Below are 23,951 nucleotides of genomic sequence, written 5' to 3'. Positions count from 1 at the left end.
CATGATTGCGCTACAACCTAGAGAAATAGTCACACCCAGGCCATCAATGTCGCTCAAGATACCCGATGGCATGTCGCGCGCAGAATTTTTCAATAGCGCCGCCAACTTGAAAAACCTCGCCGAAGAAAACGGTTTATTCAGAACCCCTGAAGATTTACTGATGTATCGCAAATTAATCGGCCACAGTACCGAGTTCGATACTTCAATTATTTTAGACACATCCAGACGAATACTCGACCCGCTTGGCCGTCCTGTGCGCCGTGATCAAATGAGCCGTCAACAGAAGAAAGTCTGGGCAAAAATGACCACCATATTGATCGAATATATGCTGGAAAAATACCCCGACCCAGAACAACATTTAATCCTTTGCGGTGAAGCCAGCCTAGACTCAACCTGGCCGTTAAATAAACCCGGTGTTCCAAGCATTAGAATGATACACAATCATTTTATGGTATTCCCCATTGCTGATATCAAAGCAGCAAAATTAACGGATGCAAACAACCCCAACCTAACCGATAGTGGACACAACACCCTCTTTTTAAGGCATTTAAGCGACGTTTACCACGAATTTCTAGAAGTTCTTGATTTACAACTGCTATCGTTCTTGCCTTCAGAAGATTGCGCATTATCACTCACCGGTTACCCTCAAGGTCTACCAAGCTGGGAGTTAACAGGAGGCGCCAAGAAACTCAACGACCAATACTTTTGGTATGAGTTCGAACAAGTTTTGAGAGGCTTTCTGGATTTCTATCAAACATTTTTTACTTTAGTCGCAACCGGCGAAGAACAGATTCCACCCAATGCAAATTTCCCTGCTCAAATATCGGATGTGCTGCTTAGCAGTAATCGTTTTTTACGGGTTGCCAGAGACCTTCGCGAGCAAGTTATACAGGACCCACAATTTGCCAATGATATTCGTTGGCGCCCTGCTTATAAGCAAATTCTTTACCGGGACGATAAAGGCCGCTTGATTGTAACCATTTCTCAAAATTCTGTCGGCAATGCGATTACAGAATTATTAGGATTGGTCATCAATCGCGTTGAAGACACCGATGCTTATTCGAAAAAAGAAGCTGCGCTGGTAGAAAGATTATTAGAAGCCAGAGAAAGATTGATTGCGGCTAATCTGGGTGAAGCCATTTCTGCGCCATGTTGGCCTAATGGTAAATTTGTAGCTTGCAGATAAAACAATGCCACCCCCTATTGATGTGACCTATTGATGTGACTTATTGATATCACTTTCTAAAAAAGTGCCTGTAAGTAGGGGGGTGGCTAATTAACACTACAGATTAGTTAAAAGACGAAATCGGACGTCTTTCAGCCATCCATCCAGTAATGCCATTCGTTACATTCATCACATTTCGATAACCAAGCTGTTCTGCAATCGCTCGGCTCGCTGCCTGAGTACGATTACCTGTGCGACAAATGAGCATCACTGGCTGATTCGGCTTAGCTAGCGCGGTGAATTCTGGTACAAAATTCGGATTGATATTACCGGTTCTATCGAAAAAGGTAATAGTATTACTGCCTTCAATAATTCCCGTTTGTTGCCACTCTTCTTTACGACGAATATCCACTAATAGCACGCCTTGCTGAGCCAGCTCTTTCAATTTAGCATTATCTATATTGCTATAACCACCAGGCTGAGGAATAGGATCGGCCCCCTTTGTGTTTACCTTTTCTACATTGGCTGCTTTGGTTGATTGTATTTCAACGCTTTTATCAGCATTGGTATTGGCATTACACGCGGTTAAAAAACTTAATAAAAAACCACCTAAAACTATTGGTTTGATGTTATTCATTCTGAACTCCAGATATATTAATGCGCTGAAGTATATCGTCTTATAAAAGGCATATATAAATCTAATAAGGATTTAAGGGTTAAAATTACCCAATATTTTCCAATATATTGATAAAAATACTTTTTTGTATCACTCGATATTACAAATTGAGATGAATTCTAAATGACAGAATTCACTATTTTGGCTATTATGTCGACCACTAAGGGGCAAAAACAGACCGCTAATCAAGCGGTAATCTAATAAGGGTGGAGTAATGTCAGCTAATTCATTACGAATTATTTTCAGTGTATTTTTTACAATCACTTTTCTCGCAGGTTGCGGGGGAGCTGGTATTAAATCTACAAGTTCGGAAGATGCAACTGCGGAATCATCTGCAGATTCAACCTCGTCTTCGGACAGTAAAAGTTCTGAGGAAGGCGCCGAGGCCAAGCCAGAAAAGAAAGTTGAATCAAAATACGGCAGTTTACGAAAACGTAAAATACCTGGTCGTCCTAATGCTAATCCCGTTTCTAACAAAGCGTTCGCAGACAACTTAATGGCTGCGAGAAAAAAAGAAGCAGAACGTTTCCTTAAACAAGGCGCTGATGCAAATACAATTGCGGCGAACGGCGAACCTGTTCTATACACCGCACTTCGACTACGAATGTATGATATCGCCGACAAACTTGTACTTTACGGTGCAGACGTTAACGCGACGAACCGTGGAGGACGCACGCCATTACTAGTAGCCGTAGACCAAGGCAGTGATAGTAATGTTCAACTGCTTTTAGAAAATGGCGCTGATCCGGACAAATCAAGTAATGCGGGCGAAACACCCCTACTAAATGCTATTGAGAGAAACCAGACTGGCATTATCAACAAACTGCTTTATTACAGAGCCGATCCTAATAAAACCGGCAGAGGCGGAAACCCACTTCACCTTGCAATTGCAAAGGCACAAGTAGATGTTGTAGAAAAACTATTAAAGTTTGGTGCCAATGCAAACACTGGCAGCCAGAAAGGCACACCTCTTCAAGTGGTTTTAAGAAACGGCAATGTGAGCATCGCTAATCTATTAGCCAGCAATGGCGCAGATGTAAACATCACCGATAGTATCGGCGAATCTTTATTGCACAAAGCAGCTGCTAATGGACAACTTGGCTTTGCACGCGCCATTATCGAAAATGGCGCCAACGTAAATGCGCGAGATCAATACGATGAAACACCTTTGCACGAAGCTGCAGCTAAAGGTCGGTTAGACGTCGTAAAGCTTCTGCTATCAAAAGGGGCAAAACTTAACGCCAAAACAAAGAAGAAGTGGACAGCATTACATGAAGCTGCTCGTTTTGGACACCCTGAAACCGCTGCATACTTGATTGGCAGAGGTTTAAGCAGAAACTCATCTAATAGTGACGGCATTACCCCTAAAGGGTTGGCTCGTCACCTCAAACATGATGAAGTGATTAAAGTATTCAAGTAAAAACTGACTTAAATAATAAAAAAAATCAAAGTATTGACCCAAGTCATTATTCTAAAAATCGCATAGGTGTAAATTTAAACTTCGTTAAATAGTTAGTTATCGGAGTTTATTATGTGGGATTTCACATTTCCTTCAATTCTTATCGTTGGTTTAATCATCTTCAGCTGGGTGATGTTTTTTAGTACATTTATTTAATATCAACGGCATATCAAAATACTGCGCCAAGGAATTAATTTAATCTCTTGGCGAAAGCTAGTTATCGTTCAAACTAGCGTTTCTGGTATTGCCAATTATGCTGCCATGTAAAATAAAGTCTTTCAAAACACGCAAAGTTCTTGTACTTACAGTGTTGTTTGGAAACGTAACATATTGATATCTATAAAGTGTATCGTGGAGTTGCTCTTATTCAGGCATCTACCACCTAATTAAGCCGCTCACAAAGCAGTTAATATGACATTAGTGTCCTATAATGCTTGCCTATGAATAAAGGCATAATACTAATATTATTGGGGTACGTTGGCTGGGGCTTATTCCCACTTTACTGGGCACTTGTGAAACATGTGCCAGCCTTTGAAGTTTTATCACACCGCATGCTGTGGTCTGTTCCTGTACTTATTCTTTTTGTTGTTCTCATCACAAGCTGGCGATCGGACTTTTTCTCCACCTTAAAAAATAAACGCGAGCTCGGCTGGCTATTACTGACCTCTATCCTGATTACTATCAATTGGGGTGTTTACGTATACGCTGTAAATAATGATCGGGTGGTTGAAGCGAGCATGGGATATTTTTTAAGCCCTTTGCTTCATGTCCTCGGCGGCTTAGTCATCTTTAAAGAACAACTAGGTCCTTTGCGCAAGCTGGCGATAACCTTCGCTACCTTAGGCGTGCTGTATTACATTTTTAGCGTGGAAGTATTTCCCTGGATTGGGCTTGTGGTTGGCTTTAGTTTCGCCGCCTATGGCATCTTAAGAAAATTCATTAAAACCTCTGCAGTACCCGGGCTTTTGGTCGAGACCTTGCTGTTAGTCCCGCTTTCTTTGGGTTATCTGGTTTATATCGAAATCAGTGGTGAAGCTGTTTTTCTAAACCTGGATTTGAATACTGATATATTTCTGGGCTTAGCCGGTTTAGTGACGGTTGTTCCTTTGGTTTTATTCACCGCTGGTGCGCGTTTATTACCAATGACGACTTCGGGTATTCTTTTTTATATTACGCCAACGATGCAATTCCTGATCGGCGCATTTATCTTTAAAGAAACGGTTAACACAGATCAGTTAATAGGGTTCAGTGGAATCTGGATTGGCTTGGTACTCTATACATTCTCGCTATTGAGCCGACAAGCGAAAATAGAACCAAACAGGGAAAGTACTTAGATAAAGTCACCCCCCTACTTTGGGCAGTTTTTTTACAGCAACTAAGACTCTTGTTCCTTCTTCTTAGCCTCCGTTAACATCTGCTCAACATCTCGGGTCGTTTCTCTATCTGCTTCTTTGATGAACTGATCCAAAGAGATTGTTGCATTTAAACGGGTATCACTAGGTAACAGTGTCTGACTGTATGAAGGCACTTCAGAAAAACCAGATTTCAGTGATAACTCATCAACAAGAATCAATACCTGATAAGCAAGGAATGGCGAGTATACGAGTACTGCAATCCCTGCAGCAGGCAACCACTTAGCATGTATAGTCTTCACAATGAATACTGCAATAAGCGCTGGGATCACAATAAATTTAGCCGCATATTTTAACCACAAGCCCACAGAATCCTCTGTAAGCAGATAAGCTGCGTAATGACCAATGTATTCAAAGACTTGGGGCAATAAAAATATCAATGCGGAAATACTAATCGCAGGGATAATTTCCCAGCGATGCGTCGAAATACGGCTAATGCCAGAAATAACAACGGTAATACCCAGAATTATCCATATCGATGGCAATACGGTATTTAGATAAAAGAATATTTCTTTGGGAACGGGCGTAGTTACATAACGCTCGTAGAAGAACATGGCAATCGTTGCCAGTAAAAGCCCAATCGCCCAAAGTGGATTACTGAAGATACAGAAAAAACCGCTACAATCTTTAACATGCGTACTTTCAACCGGCATATCTATCGGTAGCAATCTAGCTTTGACACCACTCATTTGAAAACTAGTCGGCGCTTCAATTTTTACGCGCTCATCACCCATCGCTTTTTTACGAAGTTTTGTGCCATTCTCCGTTGATAGGTTTTGTATGTAGAGATCATCACCTTCCTGATCAATCACCACATGATGAGGAGAGATCGTAACATCCTGAATGATAACGTCGTTATCAAAAGCACGACCAACCGTTACCGGAAATGAGTCAACTTTATGATAGTGATGAACGCCACGCTGAATCGTTTCAAGAATTAGTTTTGCCATTTGAATTTCTCCAGCATGCTTTGAAATAATGCTAATGCGGCTTTAGGGTCTGTACCTGTTAAATCCAGATTGAAAAGAAAACCTTTATCTTTTTGACCAACCAGTGCGGTGGTAAAGAGCATATCGCTCAAACCTGTATATTTAAGGTAATCTCTTCGACAAACAGACGTTTTAAAATCATGATCACCAATCTTAGTGAAATCAGTATGACAAGAGAAGTTAGTCACATCACGCTTACCAGCATGCCCCCCAATAACACTGCTATTCACTTTTTCATAACGACGGTAGAAACGTGTCGGCGAGAGTTTTTCCGTTTCTAGCCACATATATTCATAATTGATACTGCCAACATTCAATCGGCTAGAAATAAAGATATTGTCTTCATTAGAACAACGCGTGAAATACGTGCGGAATAGATCATCTTTCTTTGGTGTTCTACTCGCATCCCAACAACGGATCGATTTATCGACTTCTGCCGGCACCACGAATGAACCGATTTTGGTACCACTCCATTTATTATTTAGCATCTTGTTCACGATTTTTTTTGAATTAGCCAGCAATTGACCGGAACTATGTGCAAAACGATCGCTTACGGCTTCAAAGCTAGTTTCTTTCAAACGATCCAACACGACCGTTAAATACTCTGCAGGAACCAGAAAACTAATATCATTGCCCGATGTAGCAACATTGATACCGATGATATTGCCTGTTTCATCAAGGGTTGGACCGCCACTCATGCCTGGGTTCAAGCTTCCAGAAAACAGAATATTACCGTCTTCGTCTTTGGTTAAAATACCGTTATTGGTGCCTTTGATGATGGTAAAACCCAAATCCATTGGGTTTCCTAATGAATATAAGCTAGCGCCTTTTTCAGGTAGGTAAGAAATTCTTAACGGAACACCCATTGGTTGATTCGCTTTGACGACAGCAAGATCATGAACGATATCGAAATCAACTAACTCTAAAGGACCTGTTGCACCAGTCGTTGATAGAAACTCTAAAGAGAAAACATCAGGATCGTTAATGTATTCGCTAACTACATGATAGTTAGTCGCCAGGATATTATCTTTAGTGACAACAAAACCAGAACCTATGCTTGATTTTTTTCCCGTTTCTTTATTTATTACACGTATTTGATAGACTGATTTTTCAACGTTGGTGTAGATGTTTGCAGTATTCAATTCAGCATTTACTTGTGCTTGAGCGCTCATTAAAAAGCTCAGAAGCAAGATCAGCAAAGATTTTTTTAGCATTCCCTGGTTTCTCGTTTTATCGATGGTTTTTGAAGGACTTATAGCGTTGCAACTGTTTAAAGAGTAGCAACAATCAAAATCGTTATATTTGCATAACAGAATTGATAATTATGTCGCAGCTATTAAGAACATCACAATAGATAGAAGTTCAGCGTAAGATATGCCAACATTCTAATACATACCAGCTTTACTGATCAATATTTCGCCAGATGGATCATTTTAAGCGCTGAAGTGCCCAAGAGATATGTTCTCGAACCATCTCGGATGAGACCTCATATTTGGCGTTTAAGGCAGTGATAATTTTCTCTGATGAGGGCGCGTTTCCTAGCGCAATGGAGATATTCCTTTGCCATCGCTCATAGCCAATTCGTCTAATTGCAGACCCTTCCAGATTCTTTAAAAAGGCTTCTTCACTCCACGCAAAGAGGCTTAATAAGCTTGCAGAATCAAGGTTATTTCGCGTTGAAAAGTCTGATTCTTTGGTATCTACAGCAAAACGATTCCACGGACAGATCAATTGACAGTCATCGCAACCATAAATTCTATTTCCCATGGGCTCTCTAAATTCCACAGGAATAACGCCTTTATGCTCGATGGTTAAATAAGAAATACAGCGTCTGGCATCTAATTCATAGGGTTTGATAATCGCTTTGGTCGGACAAACATCAATACACGCCGTACAATCTCCGCAATGATTATCAACTGCCTGGGATTCAGTTAATGGCAAATTGGTATATATTTCACCAAGAAAAAACCATGACCCAACATTCTGGCTCAAAATATTGGTATGTTTACCCATCCAGCCCAGACCTGCTTTCACCGCGATTGGTTTTTCCATGACAGGCGCGCTATCAACAAACACACGGTACTGCATTTGCTCGGAGTCACTGAGTTCTTCATTGATTTTCTTCGCGAGCTTTTCCAGCTTCTTGCGCATGATCTTGTGATAATCCCTGCCTAAAGCATAACGGGAAACGTAAGCGCGCTCTGGGTGATTCAGCACCATGATTGGGTCAACGGTTTGTGGCGGCAAATAATCCATACGCACGCTGATGACACTCATGGTCCCTTCTTCGAGTTCTTCAGGGCGTGTTCTTTTATTGCCATGACGCTCCATCCACTCCATATCACCATGAGAACCGTTTGCTAACCAGCGCTTCAGATACTTCTCTTGAGTGGATAAATCAATACCACTCACGCCCAACCCCTGAAATCCCAGTTGTTGTGCCCACTGCTTAAGTTTTATTTGCGTGATATTATTCAATGTCATTCCTTTAAACCCAGCAGTAATAATAGCATTGTGATGTCTAAACCACGTAATTTATCTACTTTATCAACCGTGTCGACCTTGTATCGTACCGATCAAACCAGAGAACTAGATCGAATAGCAATACAGGACTTCGGCATTCCAGGGTTTACTTTAATGCAAAGAGCCGCTCAAGCAACATTTGACGCGATACTAAATTCATACCCAGATTGTAAATCAGTATGTGTTTTATGTGGTGCTGGTAATAATGGTGGCGATGGTTATGTAATTGCTACGCTTGCCATAAAGGCAGGACTAAAAACTACCCTTATTCAATTGGGGGATGTCAACGCCATACAAGGCGACGCACTACTTGCCAAAGATGTATTCATCAAAGCTGGGGGGATTTCTGCTGAATTTGAAGAAACACTTTTGAACGCTGATGTGATTGTAGATGCCATTTTAGGTACGGGACTCACTCGCAATGTAAAAGATGATTGGATAGGCTTTTTTGATGCCGTTAATCAAAGTTCAGCGAAAAAAGTCGCTGTCGATATTCCGTCTGGTTTGAGTTCTGATACGGGTCAGATTCTTGGCGCATGTATTAAAGCAGATTTAACGGTAACGTATATCGGCCTGAAACGTGGCTTATTTACCGGACAAGCAAGGGATCAAGTTGGTCAACTCATCTTTGATAATCTGGGAGTACCCACTTCTGTGTATGAACAATTAAGCACAAAATCCAATACACACCTCATTCCTGAAAACATTATTACCAATACCATCACACCCCGTCCTCGCTGCAGCCATAAAGGCAATTTCGGCAGTGTCTTGTTAATTGGCGGCGGCGAAGGTATGCCAGGAGCGATTCGACTTGCTGCAGAAGCCTGCTTGCGTTCTGGTGCTGGTTTAGTGCATGTCGCTACACACCCTTCTCATGCGCATTATATTAACGCGACAAGACCTGAAATGATGGTAAAAGGCGTTGAAGAACCACAAGAGCTTGATGAGCTTATAACGAAAGCAACTACCATCGTACTAGGACCCGGATTAGGAAAATCACCATGGGCTCGACAATTATTTTCACATGCTATCAACGCCAGTCAACCCATCATTATGGATGCAGATGCGTTAAATTTACTGTCTGAACAACCCATCAAAAAAGACAACTGGATACTAACTCCGCACCCCAAAGAAGCTTCGCGCCTATTGCAGACAACTACCAAAGAAATTGAATCCGACAGGTTTTCAAGCAGTAAAAAAATGCACTGTAAGTACGGGGGTGCCATTATTCTTAAAGGCGCAGGTACATTAATCAGTAATGGTCGTGAAACATTCGTGTGTACCCATGGAAACCCCGGAATGGCTAGTGGTGGTATGGGAGATGTTTTAAGCGGCATTATCGGAGCATTAGTTGCTCAAGGGCTAGATATCTTTGATGCAGCAACGGTTGGGGTTGAGCTCCATGCACATGCCGCTGATTTAGCGGCCGAAAATGGTGAAATAGGCATGTTAGCCAGTGATTTATTCCCTCACTTGAGAGCACTCTTGAACAACAAATTATCAGCCATACACTGAAGCTAAATTAAGATAAACAATGAAGATAAAATATAAGTGGCAGATAAGATGACAATTAATTATGAAAGATAATGATGACAGATAAACAAATCATCCACGATGAAAACGAAATGATGAGTTTTGGTGGACAAATTGCAGAAAAATTTCCCAAAGGCGGCATGGTTTTCCTCAATGGAGATCTCGGCGCGGGCAAAACAACCTTAGTACGAGGCTTACTCAGAAGCCTTGGTTTTCAAGGCACTGTAAAAAGTCCCACTTACACGCTCGTCGAACCCTATCAAATCAAAGATCGGATGATTTATCATTTTGATCTTTATCGATTAGCTGACCCTGAAGAACTCGAATATATCGGCGGTAGAGAATACTGGAATAGTGATGCTTTATGCCTTGTAGAATGGCCTGAAAAAGCACAAGGATTCCTTCCTGAGCCTGATTTAATTATCGATATTCTCTATCGAGATACGCAGAGAGAGATAATTACAAAACCATCTATAACGATTAAAAACAAAGACTTATGAAATTATAGTAAAAATCACTTGAATTTAAGTCTCTACTGAGTTTTACTATATAAACAAACCGCGAGTAATAAAAATAATTTTCAGCTCGTGTTTTACAAACTACATACTTATAACATTTGAATGTGAATATCGGATAGGGCTTTGATACTCACAAATCATTGGGGAATATGGATACTACCAGTCAGAAGCGTAGAGACTTCGTACTGAGATTAGGCAAAATATTAGGTGTCGCTGGAGCAACTAGCGTGGCACCTCATACTTTCGCTAAAGGTCGCAGCGCGAATATCAAATCAGTCTCTCTTAAGCAAGGTGCTAAAGGAAGCCAAAAGCTTATATTTGAGCTTGATAAATCCGTGCGCCACAAAGTTTCGACGTTAAAAAATCCAGATCGAGTCGTTATAGATTTTCTTGATACAACGTCGCTCACTAAACTCAAATTAAATCGCAACACTGCGGCTTCTAAGCAACTCATCAATAAACTAAGAGATGCCAGACGCAACAAGAATGACTATCGTGTTGTTTTAGACATGGCTCAACAGGCGCACCCATCATCCAGAATGAGTGCGAATAACAAAAGCTTTTTCCTTGAAGTCGCACTGAGCCCTAAACAGGCACCTAAATCAGTCGAACAAAAAACCCGCCAGGCGATAAGCGCTGTAAGTGGGGGGGTGATTAGAAAGCCAATCGTAATAGCAATTGATGCTGGCCATGGCGGTAGAGACCCTGGCGCTGTAGGCAAACGCGGCACAAAAGAAAAAAATGTAGCGCTCCAAATTGCTAAACGCCTGAAAAAACAAATCGATCGACAGCCGGGTATGCGCGGTGTCTTGATTCGCGATGGTGATTATTACGTTACATTGCGTAAACGTATCGAAAAAGCGAGAAAGAACAGAGCAGATCTTTTTATATCGATACATGCAGATGCTAACCCTAGTCGCAAATTAACAGGCTCGTCTGTCTACATATTGTCGGACAAAGGGGCTACCAGTGAAGCGGCTAGATTACTTGCTAAGAGTGAAAACTCATACGAGACAAAAATTGCAGGCGCACGCTTACACAAAAATAAAACACTAAACTCAATAGTTGTGGGTCTGGCACAAGAGGCAACCACCACTAAAAGTCTGGAGATTGCGAACGGAGTGCTTAAAGAACTAGGCAGCGTAAACAATTTACTTAGAAGCCGTGTTGAAAGCGCAGGTTTTGTCGTTTTGAAGTCTCCTGATATTCCTTCCGTTTTAATTGAAACAGCATTTATCAGCAACCCTCAGGAAGAAAAACGCCTGAAAACTGCACGACACCAAGAAAAATTAGCCAAAGCGATCTTTAAAGGAATACGTCGCTACCAGGTGGCTTTACAGGATATTGATTCTCAATATAGCTAAACTTCTAATAATAATGATTTCCTTCGATGTGAATTTAGCCGCTTTAAGCGGCTTTTTTTTGCCTGCAAGAAATGCTTTTAAGCTTTCTTTGAAGCACCAAGGCTATTCACCAAGCCTCCCACAATTACACAAGCTAAACCAACCAGATAGATTCCCAGCATCGGCTCATCAAAGAATACAATTAGGTAGATTGCTGATAACACCGGTGTAATGAAGGTGAAAGGCGCAAGATACGATGCTTCAGCCGATCTTAAAGCCATCAACCAAAATAGATAAGAAAATCCATTAACAAGAATGCCATTTAACAGAATTGGCATGATTTCAGCCGAAGATGGAACAGCAAACTCTGAGAAATACAACATCGAAATTAGTGATGCCAATGTTGCCGACAGAAAATAAATGCTAATCACTACTAACGGCGCTCGTCGCTTGATATTTTTACTAAGCACAGAAAACAGTGCAAAACAAAATGACCCAGCAGCAACTAATGAAATTACCGTAAGATTATTCAGCTGAACGTTTTCGAACTCACCCTTGGTTAATACCAGCATAACGCCGATAAAACCCAAGGCGATAGCGATTGTTTTTCTGATGGTAAGCTGTTCTTTTAAAATAAATAAGGAAAGTACAAGGATGAAAATTGGCCAGGTGTATTGAATCACCAACACTTCCATCCCTACTGCTTTAGCATAACCAAGATAAAGAAATAGATAGTAAATATACGTGCCGAGCAAACCTAAAAAAGCATAGTACAGCCATTCTTTCAGAGAATAACTACCCAGCTCAGACATATCGCCTTTTATAACAGCGGTAAGGCTTAGAACAATCAAAGAAACCAGGCTCGACCAAAACAAAAACTGGTGATTATCCAAGCTCGCCTGACCCAGCTTAGCAACCACCGGAATTAACGCCCAAAGAGCCACGCAAATTAAGACAAACAGGGTTCCTTTAAACTTATTGCTCATTAACTAAATACTTAAAGCAGAAAAGAGTGTTTAACTATAAATATTAAAGCCACCCCCCTACTTTGAGGCACTTTTTTAATGCCTAGATTCATTTGAGATTTCGATACTCACTCACTACTGGTGCGTGATCCGATGGTCTTTCCCAACCACGTGGTTCAGGGTCCACATAACTCGCGGTGCATTGCTCGGCCAGAAGCTTACTGGATAAAACCAGATCAATACGTAAGCCCATGTTTTTATCAAAGCCACCGCTGCGATAATCCCACCAACTATAGGTTTCGTCTTCTTGCTCAAACAAACGGAAAGAATCTGCAAAACCGAGATCAAGAATTTTCTGTAAGGCATTGCGTTCAGGCGTAGAACAGAGAATCTTCTCATGCCAGGACTTAGGATTATGCACATCTCTATCTTTAGGGGCGATATTAAAATCACCCAAAATGACAAATTTCTTGTATTGCTTAGATTGTTCTTCAATCCAGTTGGTTACTTTTTCAAGCCAATGGAGTTTGTATTCAAATTTCTCCGAGCCCACTTCCGAACCATTCACCACATACAAATCAAGAATGCGAATACCATTGATAGTTGCCGCTAAAATGCGACGCTGTGGATCATCCAGATCAGGAAGATCCATCACCACATCTTCAATCAAATACTCATCTTTGCAGAGTATTGCCACACCGTTATAGGTTTTTTGCCCTGAGAATACGACCTGATAGCCCATATTCTGAATTTCTTCAGCAGGGAAATTTTCATCGATCGTTTTCGTTTCTTGCAGTACCAAAATATCTGGCTCTGCTTTTTTCAACCACTGTTCCACATGAGGCAAACGAACCTTCAGCGAGTTGACATTCCAACTCGCTATTTTGAACTTATCGCCATAGATACTGGTTTCTTTAGAGATTCTGGGACTACTCTCACTCATGCTGCCAATCCAGAATGCTTGAGTAAGGCGTCGACTTTTGGCTCTCTGCCTCTAAACGCTTTGAAAGAATCGATTGCCGGACGCGAACCACCCACTTCAAGAATTTCTGTAAGAAAGGCTTTACCCACTGTTTCATTGAATAAACCTTCTTCCTCGAATCTCGAAAAAGCATCAGCAGACAGCACTTCAGCCCATTTATAGCTGTAGTAACCCGCCGCATAACCACCCGCAAAGATGTGTGAGAAACCATGCTGAAAACGGTTGAAAGTGGGGGGGTGTATTACCGCAACTTCATCACGTGTTTTATTTAACACATCCTGAACTTGCTGCGATGTTTTGATTGAAGTATCCATGTGGAGACGCATATCGAACATCGAAAATTCTAATTGACGCACCATACCCATGGCACTCTGGAAATGTCTTGCCGCCTGCATTTTATCGAATAACTCATCAGGTATTTTTTCACCCGTTTCGTAATGTGCTGCAAACATATCCAGCGCTTCACGCTGCCAACACCAGTTTTCCATAAACTGACTAGGAAGTTCTACTGCATCCCACTCAACACCGCTGATACCAGAAATATCCAGATAATCTACCTGAGTCATCATGTGGTGCAAGCCATGGCCAAACTCGTGGAATAATGTAATCACTTCATCGTGCGTGAATAACGCTGGCTTGCCGCCTGCAGGTGGTGCTGAGTTACACGTCATAAATGCGACGGGTGTTTGTAGCTTATCCACCATTTTAAAACGGCTACAGAAATCAGCCATCCATGCGCCGCCACGTTTGTTCTGGCGTGCATATAAATCCAAATAGAAACGAGCTTTCAAGTTACCTTGTGCATCATTGATATGGAAAAAACGTACATCTGGGTGCCAGCTTTCCTGATCTTTATTTTGCGTGATCTTAACGTTATAGAGTTTCTCAACTAACTCAAACAAACCATCCAATACATTATCAACAGGGAAATATGGCTTTAAATCTTCATCACTAATGCTGTAACGTTGCTGTTTCAGTTTTTCGCTAACATAGCCCACGTCCCAAGCCTGAAGATCCGATATACCGACTTCTTCTTCGGCAAATTGCTTTAACTCTTCGTATTCTTTTTTTGCAAACGGCAAAGATTTTTCAGCTAGTTCAGAGAGAAACTTCAGAACTTGTTCTGGTGATTCTGCCATCTTTGTATCTAGAGATAAATTTGCATAGCTATCAAAACCTAATAACTGCGCTTTTTCTTGACGAAGCTGTAAGATCTTTTCCATGTTCTGGCTATTATCCAATGCTTCATTATCTCCCTGATCTGAAGCGCGCGTACTATAGGCACGATACATTTCAGCACGTAATTCGCGATCATCCGCATAGGTCATTACTGCATAGTAAGATGGAAATTCCAGCGTTAACATCCAGCCTTCGGCATCTCTTTGCTTAGCGGCTTCTGCTGCTTGCTCTATTGCAGTATCTGGCAAACCTTTCAAAGCTGATTTATCAGTCAGCAATTTCGTCCAGGCATTGCTCGCGTCTAAAACATTATCTGAGTACTTAGAAGTCAGTGTTGAAAGCTCTTTGCTGATTTCTCCATAACGCTTTTTCTTATCGCTTTCGAGATCGACGCCAGATAGACGAAAGCCTTTGATTGAATCTTCCAGTGACTTGCGTTGCGCATCATCAAGACCTAATGCATCTGCATTCGTTTGAATTTGTTCGATTGCTTTAAATAGCGCTTTGTTCTGTCCCATTTCGGTGCTGTATTCGCTTAGTTTTGGCAAACAAGCGTTGTATGCATCACGAAGTTCAGGAGAGTTCACAACCCCGTTCATATGGCTAATTGGTGACCACATGCGACTTAATTTGTTATCAACTGTTTCTAGTGGCTCAATTAAGTTCGCCCAGGTGTATTCTGTGTTTTCATCTAGCAACGTTTGGGTAAGCTCTCGCGCTTCTTTTATTAACTCATCAAGCGCTGGCTCAATCTGCTCAGCTTGTATTTTTGAAAATTCTGGAAGATCTTTTATATCTAATAATGGAGAATTCATTTGTTTTTCTATGCTCACTTAGTTTTTATGATGACTTTTGAATATGGATATTGTTTAAAGATGGCGATTTTGAAACGTTTATCAAGAGTCGATTAGCCAGTTAAATTATTCTATTAAACTCACGATGGAATTTTCTACGCCTATCGTCATTTCACCAGACATTACTTTGTGAATTTGCTCATTCACTAATTCACCACGCCAATCATCAGAAAGTCTTGATTCACCAGATTGAACCAACGTCGCCAATTGCTTTCTTGTCGCAATCACAGCTGCTGTAATATTGTGCTTTTTAGCCTGAATTTGTACCACTATCATCAATAAATCTATAAGCGCATTTTGATTGGGTGATGGCTTTTTGCTTCTCGGTAGTTCGGGCCATTCTTCTTCTGGCGTATTTTGACCTTTTTTAATCAAATCTAACCAGATTTGGTGAGTATTACTGCTTCTATCCGCATTAATACCTCTGATTTCTCCAATCTCAGTTAGATTTGACGGCTGTTGTCTGGACAAATCCAGCAAAATATCATCACTCACTATCCACTTTCTGGGTCTGTCAGATTTTTCTGCTTTGTCTTCTCGCCATGCTGCCAGCTCTCTTAAAATAGCCAGTTGAGGTCGTTTTAATACTTGGTTGCCTCGGACTTTTTTCCATCGTTCACGTGCGTTACTGGCATAGACTTCTGGGTCTGTCGCTCTCGTAAAATCCTTATCAAGCCAGCTTAATCGATCCTGCTCTTTTAATTTATCAATCATCTTTGGATAAATTTGCGCAAGATAACGCACATCATCAATCGCATATTCCAATTGCGCTGGCTTGAGTGGGCGCTTAGACCAATCGGTTCTCGATTGGGTTTTTGCCAGACTAACACCCAGCATATCCTCTACCAATCTGGCATAACCCATTTGATCGCCGATACCTAAAACAGATGCCGCAACCTGTGTATCAAAGATTGGCGCGGGTACTTTCCCTGTTAATTGGAGTAATATCTCTAAATCCTGATGCGCAGCATGTAGTACTTTGACGATATTAGGGTTGTGCAAGATTGAGGAAAATGACGAAATATCGTCAATAGATAATGGGTCGATACAGGCTCTTAAACCCTCTGCTTCCACCTGCACCAGACAGAGTTTTGCGTAGTAAGTTTTTTCGCGCAGGAATTCGGTATCAATTGCAACCCAGCTTGCGTTACTAATTTTATTTACAAAGTTTTGTAGTTGTTCTGTTGTCTCAATCAGGTCAAACACTGTTGCACCAAAGTATTAAAATCAATACTTGAGCATAAAGCACTGTTTTTAAATTTGATACTTATTTATCCAAGATTGTAGAATCTTTATAAGTAATTAATAATATTGGAATATTTTTCTGTTTATTGACAGTATTGCTAACAAAGCGCATTCTTGAGGCGTAGAAGAATTCCTCCAACCGCTAGGAGGGGTAACGTCGGAAACGGAGGATGCTCCCCCTTACCGACACACTAAAAAGCCTATTCAATGAATAGGCTTTTTTTTATCTGTGAATTCTAATATTCATAAATATTGTTATCGATTTCACAGTTGAATAAAAACCAGACCGAAGTCTGGTAAAAACTCTTAAATAAGCAAGGGGTGGCTTATATAAGAGTGGAGAGTCCAAAGGACTCCGGGCTAACAACATAGATAAAATCGGGGGCTTTGTTATTGTTATTAGCTAAGCAAAACATTGAATTAAAAATATAGTAACTCCTGATGTGTAACGGTAATATCGCATAATTAACTATTATCTTCATCGTGAAAACGACCAACTTCACCACTTTCTGATGAATGGCCAACTGATAAACTTCCGAGAAAAGAATACTTTATGAATAAACACTTGTTAATCGCCATCCTAATGTCACCTTTTCTAGCGCTAGGAGGTTATTTCCTTGCGGGCATCTATTCCGATGAAGAAAAAGCAGAAGATCTAGATAAAATGCTAGTGGTCACCGATGATAGTTGCCTTCCTGTTGAAGACCGTTGTGAAATTCTTGGTGTAGGCATGGAAATGCACCTCAAGTTTCAAGCACCACCAAGTTATCAACGCTTATTGCCTATTGAATTACTCTCAAAAACATCACTCGATGATGTCGCAATGTCAATAATCATTGATGGGGAGGAAGCCCAACCCGTAAAAATGGTAGACTCAGGTGATAAAAAACGCTGGACCATAGAATTAATGCCTACAGGTACGGTAACTCCCGACAACATGAAAATACGACTTGCCGTATCCTATAAAGCCGCACTTCATTTAGCTGAGTTCCCTATCAAATACTAACTTTAACTGTACAAAAATAATCATGGAAATAGAGCAACTAGAAATTCGCGAATATCTGGAGACCTGTTCTCCATTAGATAAACTTTCAGCTAAGACCCTTGATGAAATAGTCAAAACACTCGAAGTTACTTATTTACGCAGGGGGAAACCTTTATTGACCCCTGGTGATGAAAATCAATCGTTGTACCTGATACGTACGGGTGCATTAGAACTTTACGATACGGAAGGGAATATAGCGGCTCAACTTTCTGAAGGGGATTGGGCCGGACATCGCTCCACCATGCTCAGTGGTATTGTTACTCGCAAAGTGATGGCAATTGAAGACTCGTTGCTATATATCATTGCCGCTCCTGTTTTCAAAAAATTATTAAAAGAAGAAGAAGGGATTAGAGAATATTTCTCTGAAAGAAAACACGAGCGTCTGCGCAGTGCTATTAAAACTATTAGCAACAATGAGCGTAGCTCACTAATTTCTACCCGTGTCAGCGAGTTATCGCACGCTACGCCGTTAATTGTAGAATCTAACACTACCATTAGGGAAGCCGCCAATAGAATGACTAACGAGCACGTGAGTGCGTTATTAGTGATAAATTCTGGTGAGACCAACATACAGGGAATCATTACAGACCGTGAATTCTGTACCAAGGTAGTTGCAAAAGGGCTTAATCTGGAAGATAGCGTTGATACCATCATGACACGCAACCTAATAACCATGCCTTCCACAGCCACTGCATCTCAGGCGCTATTAACAATGGCCAGAAACAATATTCGCCATATACCCGTACTAGAAAACAATATAATCAAATCAATGGTTACTGCGGCAGATATTATTCGCCAGCAAAGTAACAATGCCGTTTACCTGATCAACGAAATTCATCGAGCAAAATCCGTCGAAGAACTTACCAGCTTAAGCAAGCAACTCGCGCCAACACTGGTAAATCTTGTTAATAGCGGTCTCAATGCTGACGATACCGCACATTCAATTAGCTCGATAGGCGAATCGATTGCTAAACGTTTATTACGTATGGCCGAAGATAAACTCGGTCCGCCGCCTGTACCTTACGCATTTATCATTGCAGGGTCTCAAGCCCGCAATGAACAGACAGCTCATTCTGATCAAGACAATGCGCTGATCTTATCGGATGATTATGTCGAGGAAAAACACGACGAATATTTCCTCGCTCTGGCGAAGTTTGTTTCTGATGGTCTGGATGCCTGCGGTTATATTTATTGCCCGGGCGATGTCATGGCAACGAATAAAAAATGGCGTCAGCCTTTTTCCACCTGGTTAGCATACTTCAAAAAGTGGATAGATGAACCCGAACCAAAACCACTTATGTATGCCAGTATCTTTTTTGATTTACGCTGCATTCATGGCGAACAACAATTACTCGAAGCATTGCAAACCAAGGTATATAAACGAACCAAGAAGAGCGACCTTTTCATCAATCTCATGGTGGATAACGCTTTGCATTATCGACCACCCTTAGGTTTATTCAGACATTTTGTACTGGAAAAAACGGGTGCTGAACAGAAAGCACTTAATATGAAGAAAAGAGGTGTTGTTCCTATTATCGACCTTGCACGTGTTTATGCCTTAAAAGCAGGCTCTCACGTTATTAATACTCAAGAACGATTAGATGAAGCCGCTATAGCAGGCGTTTTGAGTCAGGAAGGCAGAGCCGATTTGAAAGATGCATTTGAATTTATTTCAACGGTTCGACTTAAGCATCAGGCGATGCAAATTGAAAATGGCAAAATTGCTGATAATCATGTGCCACCGGAAGAGCTTTCTTCTTTAGAGCGCAGACACCTTAAAGATTCTTTCGAGATTGTCAGTACCTTGCAAACTGCAATGGAAAGACTCAGCTAATGTTTTCTTTCTTCACTAATCCAGATAAAAAAAGACAAGCGCTTTTAGAAAAAGTGGAAAATGAGATACTCAAAGATTACCTTTCCACGCCATTTCCAGATTTAAAGTTACCAGCTTCGGAAGTTGAATTTCTAGCGCTGGATTTTGAAACGACGGGATTAGATGCCAGTAAAGAAGCCATTCTCTCCATTGGCTCTACACTGATCAAAAACGGCAAAATAAAGTTGAGCGAAAACAGCCATCACTTCATTCAAGTGAATCGCGAAATTCCACCAGAAAGTGTCGTCATCCATAAAATAACGGATGATCGAGCGATGACAGGCGAGCATTTACATGATGTCTTGGCATTGTTATTAGAAAAGATGAAAGGGCGGGTCTTGTTAGTGCATTACGACAAGATAGAAAGAAATTTCTTTAACACGGCTTGCAAAGAAATCTATGGCGATACGCCACCGTTACTGATTGTTGATACATTAGCAATAGCGCAAAAACGTCAGGATAAGCGCCCTCAAGGATTCTCGCCTAATTCTTTACGCTTATTCAATCTAAGAGCTGATTACGGACTGCCCAGATATAATGCGCATAGCGCTTTGGAAGATGCGATTGCTACAGCCGAATTATTTCTGGCACAAATGGCCAACGGTGATGGACTAGAAAGAGTCCGCTTAAAAGATATTCTATCCAAATAAAAAAGTCACCCCCCTACTTTGAAGGCTTTTTTAAATAAAGGCCTCAAAGTAGGGGGGTGACTTTTAGTCTAAAGCAATGCTAAATACGCTTTATTCAATAATCTCAGGATTGCTAATGAGTATTGTTGTACCACCTGAACCCTGGAAAGTAGCCAATTGAGTATGCATTTCAGTGAACACATTAAGATACTCTAATGCACCATTCGGGCCTGCTGGCGTAAGTGGAGAACTATGTGCTCCTATATTGAAAGTAACAATACCTGCATTACCCGGCGCAATATCAGTAACTGTTGAGCTAACTGCGCTTGCCCCGATTAAGCTCGAGAGAACATCCGTACTTGAATTAGGTACGGTGCCATCATCGATGACTTTGATCATGTGGATAGCATTGTTAGCTACAGCTTTACTCGCGAAATTAACTGGATCTGTAGAATCCACAATCCACTGTGCTGCTTGATAAAACGCAGTCAAATCATCACCTGTCACACCCTGAGCTTCAAGGCCAGCAACGATACGAGGTCCAAACGAATCAGAATCAATTAGAATCTTACTGATTGGCGCACCTGCTGTTACTACTGAGCTCGGTAATGACTGAGTCTCAACACCTAGATAAGTCGTTCCAACCACTCCACCGAGAGAATGCGCTACAAAGCCTGTTTTACTGGTATCTATTTTGATAGTAGAACCATCCATACCATTCACAATATTACCTAAACTTTTACGTAAGGTAAGAAGATTGGCAACACCTTGTCTTATATTATCTCGTGATGTCAGAAGACTTTGTAGATTTATAAAGTGAGTACCTGAAGCATCGATAATACCATCTGGTCCAGCTTCACCCGTTGTGTTGTTAACAAAATCCAGATCGAAAGAAAGCTCTGTCTCATTGAAGTCTGTATTACTTGCGTGGAATGGATTAGGTACTTCCACATCGCCAACTGTGACCGTTTTAGATGCCCCATGCATAGGTAGATCAATAGCGATTACTGCAAATCCAGCATTAGCCATTGCATCGGCATAGACCAAAACATCTGTTCTATTTCTCGTTATACCATGCTGGTAAATAACAACCGGGAAACCTTCAGCCGGAGCTTCGCCTTGAGGCATCGTCATCATCACAGGAATAGTCAATATTGTATTAGCGACAGGTGCCGGATTAAAACGCGTTAGAGAACTTCCACCAGCTCCCATCCAGTAACCCGTAAGAGGTGCTGTAGGATTTTCTGCCGACGGTGTTTCTAAGTAATAAGGAACATCCAGAGTTCCCACATAGACATTTGCTGATCCCATTAAACTGCTGTTTACATCATTGGTAGATTGACCCGTAGGTACAACAATTAATGATTCAGCTTTTGCACTCGCTTCAACAGCAGAAAGCACAGGAGTGATTGATTGAGTAGTGAAAGACCAGGTCAATACAATACTGTCTTTATCAACACCACCCAAAGCACTTGCAACCGTTTCATGGTTATTTACAGACTGTCGAAGTGGTTCTAAATCGTTGTAATCACCACCTGTTAAAGGAACAGTACTTCTTGCAATGATATACGCACTTGCACTCACTGCATTTGAACCATCAGCACCTTTAATTTTGTTGGTTAGTACAACCATAAAACTAGTACTTTCAGCCATTGGGGCATTTGGAATCAAAGCCAAGGTAGATCCATCACCAATCGCAGCAGCCGTAAATTCAGCCGCTGTTGCTTCACGCTCTATTCCTGTTACTGCGCCGGTCAATAAATCTTTTGAAACCTGGAAGATTCTAATTGAATCACCCACAGTCAAACTAGATTGATCAAGAGCCATTCCAAAGTCAGCAATTATTGGGTTACTGGTTGAGAAACCATCCAATGTATTGATTTGCGGAATTACCGGGCTATCAGTTGTATTCGGTATATTTAGAGTACCGTCTGCTGAACCCTGGAAAAACAAATCATTTGTCGTTGGTAACTTACCAGCTGCCGGGTCAAAAATTGGCCCATTAGGTGGAGCAGCTTCAACCGTTTCGATAGGCGTATCAAAATCGTGATTTGAACCCCCACCACAAGCGGTTAAAAATAATACAGACGCAAAAGTTGCTGTTAATTTTGTAGATATTCTCATTATACGCTCCCCTTAAAATTTATAGTTAAGTTGTGCACTAAGAATGTCCACACTGCTTTTATAAGTACCACGTACTGCATATCCATTTTCACCCGGATTATCAATAGCGGTTTCTTTTAAGAATAGATGCGAGTAACCAAAATCAAGATCTAGATTTTTACTCCACTTATAACCTGCGCCAAACGAGATCCACGTACGATCATTTCCTGGAATTCTTGGTGTGCGTAATTCTGCTGAAGGAATTGGCTCTTCATCATAAGCAACACCAGTACGAAGTGTTAATTTCTCGTTATATTTATAATTTGCACCGACAGAAATACGATAAACATCTTCCCATTCTTCAGGAGTCGTTGAAACTTCAGTAACACCATCAACTTCAGTTACTTTTAACTCTTGAAACGAGCTCCACCCAGTCCAGGTGATATCTCCAAGCAATTCGAGTTTATCGTTCACTTTATGCGCAACAGAGAAAGACAAGGAATCTGGTAGCTCAACAGATGCTTTTACATCTCTATCTTGAAGTTGAGGAACCCCATTAAGAGAAACTGCAGTTAAGCCGGGATCTAGATCAAATTTAACTTCACCATCAACATCGTGCTTAACTTTAGAACGGTAACTTAAGCCCAATCGAGTTTTATCTGTAGGTTGATAGAGGAGACCGAGATTATAACCAAATGCAATGCTATCCCCAGTGAGTTCATTGTAAGAATCTGTTTCCGGTTGTGCTGCATTCGGATATACGGCATTACAACCACTAAATAAGTCTGAATTTCCTGTTTGGATAGCTGCGCTTCGACAAAAACCAGCTGAATCAATAGCTGCTGACAATGAAGTAAGTTTTACATATTGCGCACTAACTCCAGCCCCAAGGCTTAATTTGTCGCTAGCTTTCCATGATAATGCCGGATTAATATTGATAGACAAAAGATCTGTCAAGGTAGATTGATATCGACCATACCAGTCTTTATCGTAATCGGTTTTAGAACCAAACGGACCATTGATACCTAGGCCAAAGTGTAATTTTTCATTTACTGGCTTCACATAATACAAATTAGGTATGAAACTAGTGATTCTCTTGTTCTCATCTACTCCGCCAAGTTGTGCATTCAGTGCCGCTGGTGCTGTTGAGCCCTTGTCAGTGTATTTTGTTTTTGCTGAAACGATATGTCCAGCTTGAGTAACCAGTGATTTTCCGTCCAGACTTTTGCCCAAATAGTCCATGCCTGCTGGGTTAAACCATACTGTTGATGCATCTTCAGCTGCCGCTGCGGCTCCTGCAAAAGCTTTGCCCATTCCAGCTGCGGAATTTTCAATTAATGCAAAGCCAGCGGAGTATGCTGTTTGTGATGCAAATAGTAACGGGAGTGTCGAAAATAATACTGCTTTATTAAGCGTTATTTTTATTGGCATATAATAATTCCTTATTTAGCGGGTGGT

The 23,951-nt window shown here is 41.1% G+C and carries 19 protein-coding genes; 9 read left to right on the top strand and 10 right to left on the bottom strand.

Going from position 1 to position 23,951, the window contains the following annotated elements; translation table 11 throughout:
- The first annotated feature begins 1 nt into the window (after position 1).
- Positions 2–1,186 (top strand): hypothetical protein, encoded by a 1,185-nt coding sequence (locus tag EV695_RS05295; RefSeq protein ID WP_243651474.1) that lies wholly within the window; start codon positions 2–4, stop codon positions 1,184–1,186.
- A 103-nt stretch (positions 1,187–1,289) separates the two neighbouring features.
- Here EV695_RS05295 and EV695_RS05290 read toward each other — a convergent pair whose 3' ends face one another.
- Positions 1,290–1,802 (bottom strand): rhodanese-like domain-containing protein, encoded by a 513-nt coding sequence (locus EV695_RS05290; RefSeq protein ID WP_131904851.1) that lies wholly within the window; start codon positions 1,800–1,802, stop codon positions 1,290–1,292.
- Positions 1,803–2,055: 253 nt separating this feature from the next.
- Here EV695_RS05290 and EV695_RS05285 point away from each other — a divergent pair, with 253 nt between their 5' ends.
- A complete protein-coding gene (locus tag EV695_RS05285) occupies positions 2,056–3,261 on the top strand; it encodes an ankyrin repeat domain-containing protein (RefSeq protein WP_131904850.1) in 1,206 nt (401 codons plus the stop codon).
- Between the two features lie 479 nt (positions 3,262–3,740).
- Positions 3,741–4,634: an EamA family transporter RarD gene (gene rarD, locus EV695_RS05280; protein ID WP_131904849.1), complete on the top strand. Its 894-nt coding sequence runs from the start codon at positions 3,741–3,743 to the stop codon at positions 4,632–4,634.
- Between the two features lie 41 nt (positions 4,635–4,675).
- On the opposite strand, the gene EV695_RS05275 is transcribed toward rarD, so the two are convergent.
- From EV695_RS05275 to queG, 3 genes are all read right to left on the bottom strand, one after another.
- Positions 4,676–5,662 (bottom strand): FHA domain-containing protein, encoded by a 987-nt coding sequence (locus EV695_RS05275; RefSeq protein ID WP_131904848.1) that lies wholly within the window; start codon positions 5,660–5,662, stop codon positions 4,676–4,678.
- Positions 5,650–6,873: a S1 family peptidase gene (locus EV695_RS05270; RefSeq protein ID WP_243651473.1), complete on the bottom strand. Its 1,224-nt coding sequence runs from the start codon at positions 6,871–6,873 to the stop codon at positions 5,650–5,652. The genes EV695_RS05275 and EV695_RS05270 overlap by 13 nt, the downstream gene beginning before the upstream one ends.
- A gap of 256 nt (positions 6,874–7,129) precedes the next feature.
- Positions 7,130–8,185 carry a tRNA epoxyqueuosine(34) reductase QueG gene (gene queG / locus EV695_RS05265; RefSeq protein ID WP_131904846.1) on the bottom strand — a complete coding sequence of 352 codons (1,056 nt, stop codon included), beginning with the start codon at positions 8,183–8,185 and terminating at the stop codon, positions 7,130–7,132.
- 33 nt (positions 8,186–8,218) lie between these two features.
- Between queG and EV695_RS05260 the strand changes: the two genes are divergently transcribed.
- The 3 genes from EV695_RS05260 (at position 8,219) to EV695_RS05250 (ending at position 11,639) form a co-directional block, all read left to right on the top strand.
- Positions 8,219–9,739 carry an NAD(P)H-hydrate dehydratase gene (locus EV695_RS05260; RefSeq protein WP_131904845.1) on the top strand — a complete coding sequence of 507 codons (1,521 nt, stop codon included), beginning with the start codon at positions 8,219–8,221 and terminating at the stop codon, positions 9,737–9,739.
- A 71-nt stretch (positions 9,740–9,810) separates the two neighbouring features.
- Positions 9,811–10,257 carry a tRNA (adenosine(37)-N6)-threonylcarbamoyltransferase complex ATPase subunit type 1 TsaE gene (tsaE, locus tag EV695_RS05255; RefSeq protein ID WP_131904844.1) on the top strand — a complete coding sequence of 149 codons (447 nt, stop codon included), beginning with the start codon at positions 9,811–9,813 and terminating at the stop codon, positions 10,255–10,257.
- Positions 10,258–10,424: 167 nt separating this feature from the next.
- The gene (locus EV695_RS05250) at positions 10,425–11,639 is read left to right on the top strand and encodes an N-acetylmuramoyl-L-alanine amidase (RefSeq protein ID WP_131904843.1); all 1,215 of its coding nucleotides are present in this window, start codon (positions 10,425–10,427) and stop codon (positions 11,637–11,639) included.
- A 77-nt stretch (positions 11,640–11,716) separates the two neighbouring features.
- On the opposite strand, the gene EV695_RS05245 is transcribed toward EV695_RS05250, so the two are convergent.
- The 4 genes from EV695_RS05245 to rnd all read right to left on the bottom strand — a co-directional run bounded on the left by EV695_RS05245 (position 11,717) and on the right by rnd (position 16,804).
- Entirely contained in the window at positions 11,717–12,604 is an 888-nt protein-coding gene (locus EV695_RS05245; protein ID WP_131904842.1) for a DMT family transporter, read from the bottom strand.
- An 88-nt stretch (positions 12,605–12,692) separates the two neighbouring features.
- A complete protein-coding gene (xth, locus tag EV695_RS05240; RefSeq protein WP_131904841.1) occupies positions 12,693–13,526 on the bottom strand; it encodes an exodeoxyribonuclease III in 834 nt (277 codons plus the stop codon).
- Complete coding sequence (gene prlC, locus EV695_RS05235) at positions 13,523–15,559, bottom strand: oligopeptidase A (RefSeq protein ID WP_131904840.1); 2,037 nt, start codon at positions 15,557–15,559, stop codon at positions 13,523–13,525. The genes xth and prlC overlap by 4 nt, the downstream gene beginning before the upstream one ends.
- Positions 15,560–15,664: 105 nt before the next feature.
- Entirely contained in the window at positions 15,665–16,804 is a 1,140-nt protein-coding gene (rnd, locus tag EV695_RS05230) for a ribonuclease D (RefSeq protein WP_131904839.1), read from the bottom strand.
- Positions 16,805–17,396: 592 nt separating this feature from the next.
- On the opposite strand from rnd, the gene EV695_RS05225 reads away from it, so the two are divergent.
- Genes EV695_RS05225 through EV695_RS05215 form a run of 3 tightly spaced genes read left to right on the top strand, consistent with a single transcriptional unit; the run spans position 17,397 to position 20,411 of the window.
- On the top strand, positions 17,397–17,849 hold the full coding sequence (locus EV695_RS05225; protein WP_131904838.1) for a hypothetical protein: 453 nt from the start codon (positions 17,397–17,399) through the stop codon (positions 17,847–17,849).
- A 22-nt stretch (positions 17,850–17,871) separates the two neighbouring features.
- Positions 17,872–19,722 carry a DUF294 nucleotidyltransferase-like domain-containing protein gene (locus tag EV695_RS05220; RefSeq protein ID WP_131904837.1) on the top strand — a complete coding sequence of 617 codons (1,851 nt, stop codon included), beginning with the start codon at positions 17,872–17,874 and terminating at the stop codon, positions 19,720–19,722.
- Entirely contained in the window at positions 19,722–20,411 is a 690-nt protein-coding gene (locus EV695_RS05215) for an exonuclease domain-containing protein (RefSeq protein WP_131904836.1), read from the top strand. The genes EV695_RS05220 and EV695_RS05215 overlap by 1 nt, the downstream gene beginning before the upstream one ends.
- 90 nt (positions 20,412–20,501) lie before the next feature.
- Here EV695_RS05215 and EV695_RS05210 read toward each other — a convergent pair whose 3' ends face one another.
- Both EV695_RS05210 and EV695_RS05205 read right to left on the bottom strand, forming a co-directional pair.
- Positions 20,502–22,514, bottom strand: a complete 2,013-nt coding sequence (locus EV695_RS05210) for a lipase (RefSeq protein ID WP_131904835.1) — start codon at positions 22,512–22,514, stop codon at positions 20,502–20,504.
- 12 nt (positions 22,515–22,526) lie between these two features.
- Entirely contained in the window at positions 22,527–23,924 is a 1,398-nt protein-coding gene (locus EV695_RS05205) for an OmpP1/FadL family transporter (protein WP_131904834.1), read from the bottom strand.
- Positions 23,925–23,951 lie beyond the last annotated feature (27 nt).

It is taken from the genome of Cocleimonas flava (genome assembly GCF_004339015.1).
Classification (GTDB): Bacteria; Pseudomonadota; Gammaproteobacteria; order Thiotrichales; family Thiotrichaceae; genus Cocleimonas; species Cocleimonas flava.
This window is presented reverse-complemented; position numbering and strand designations above follow the sequence as displayed.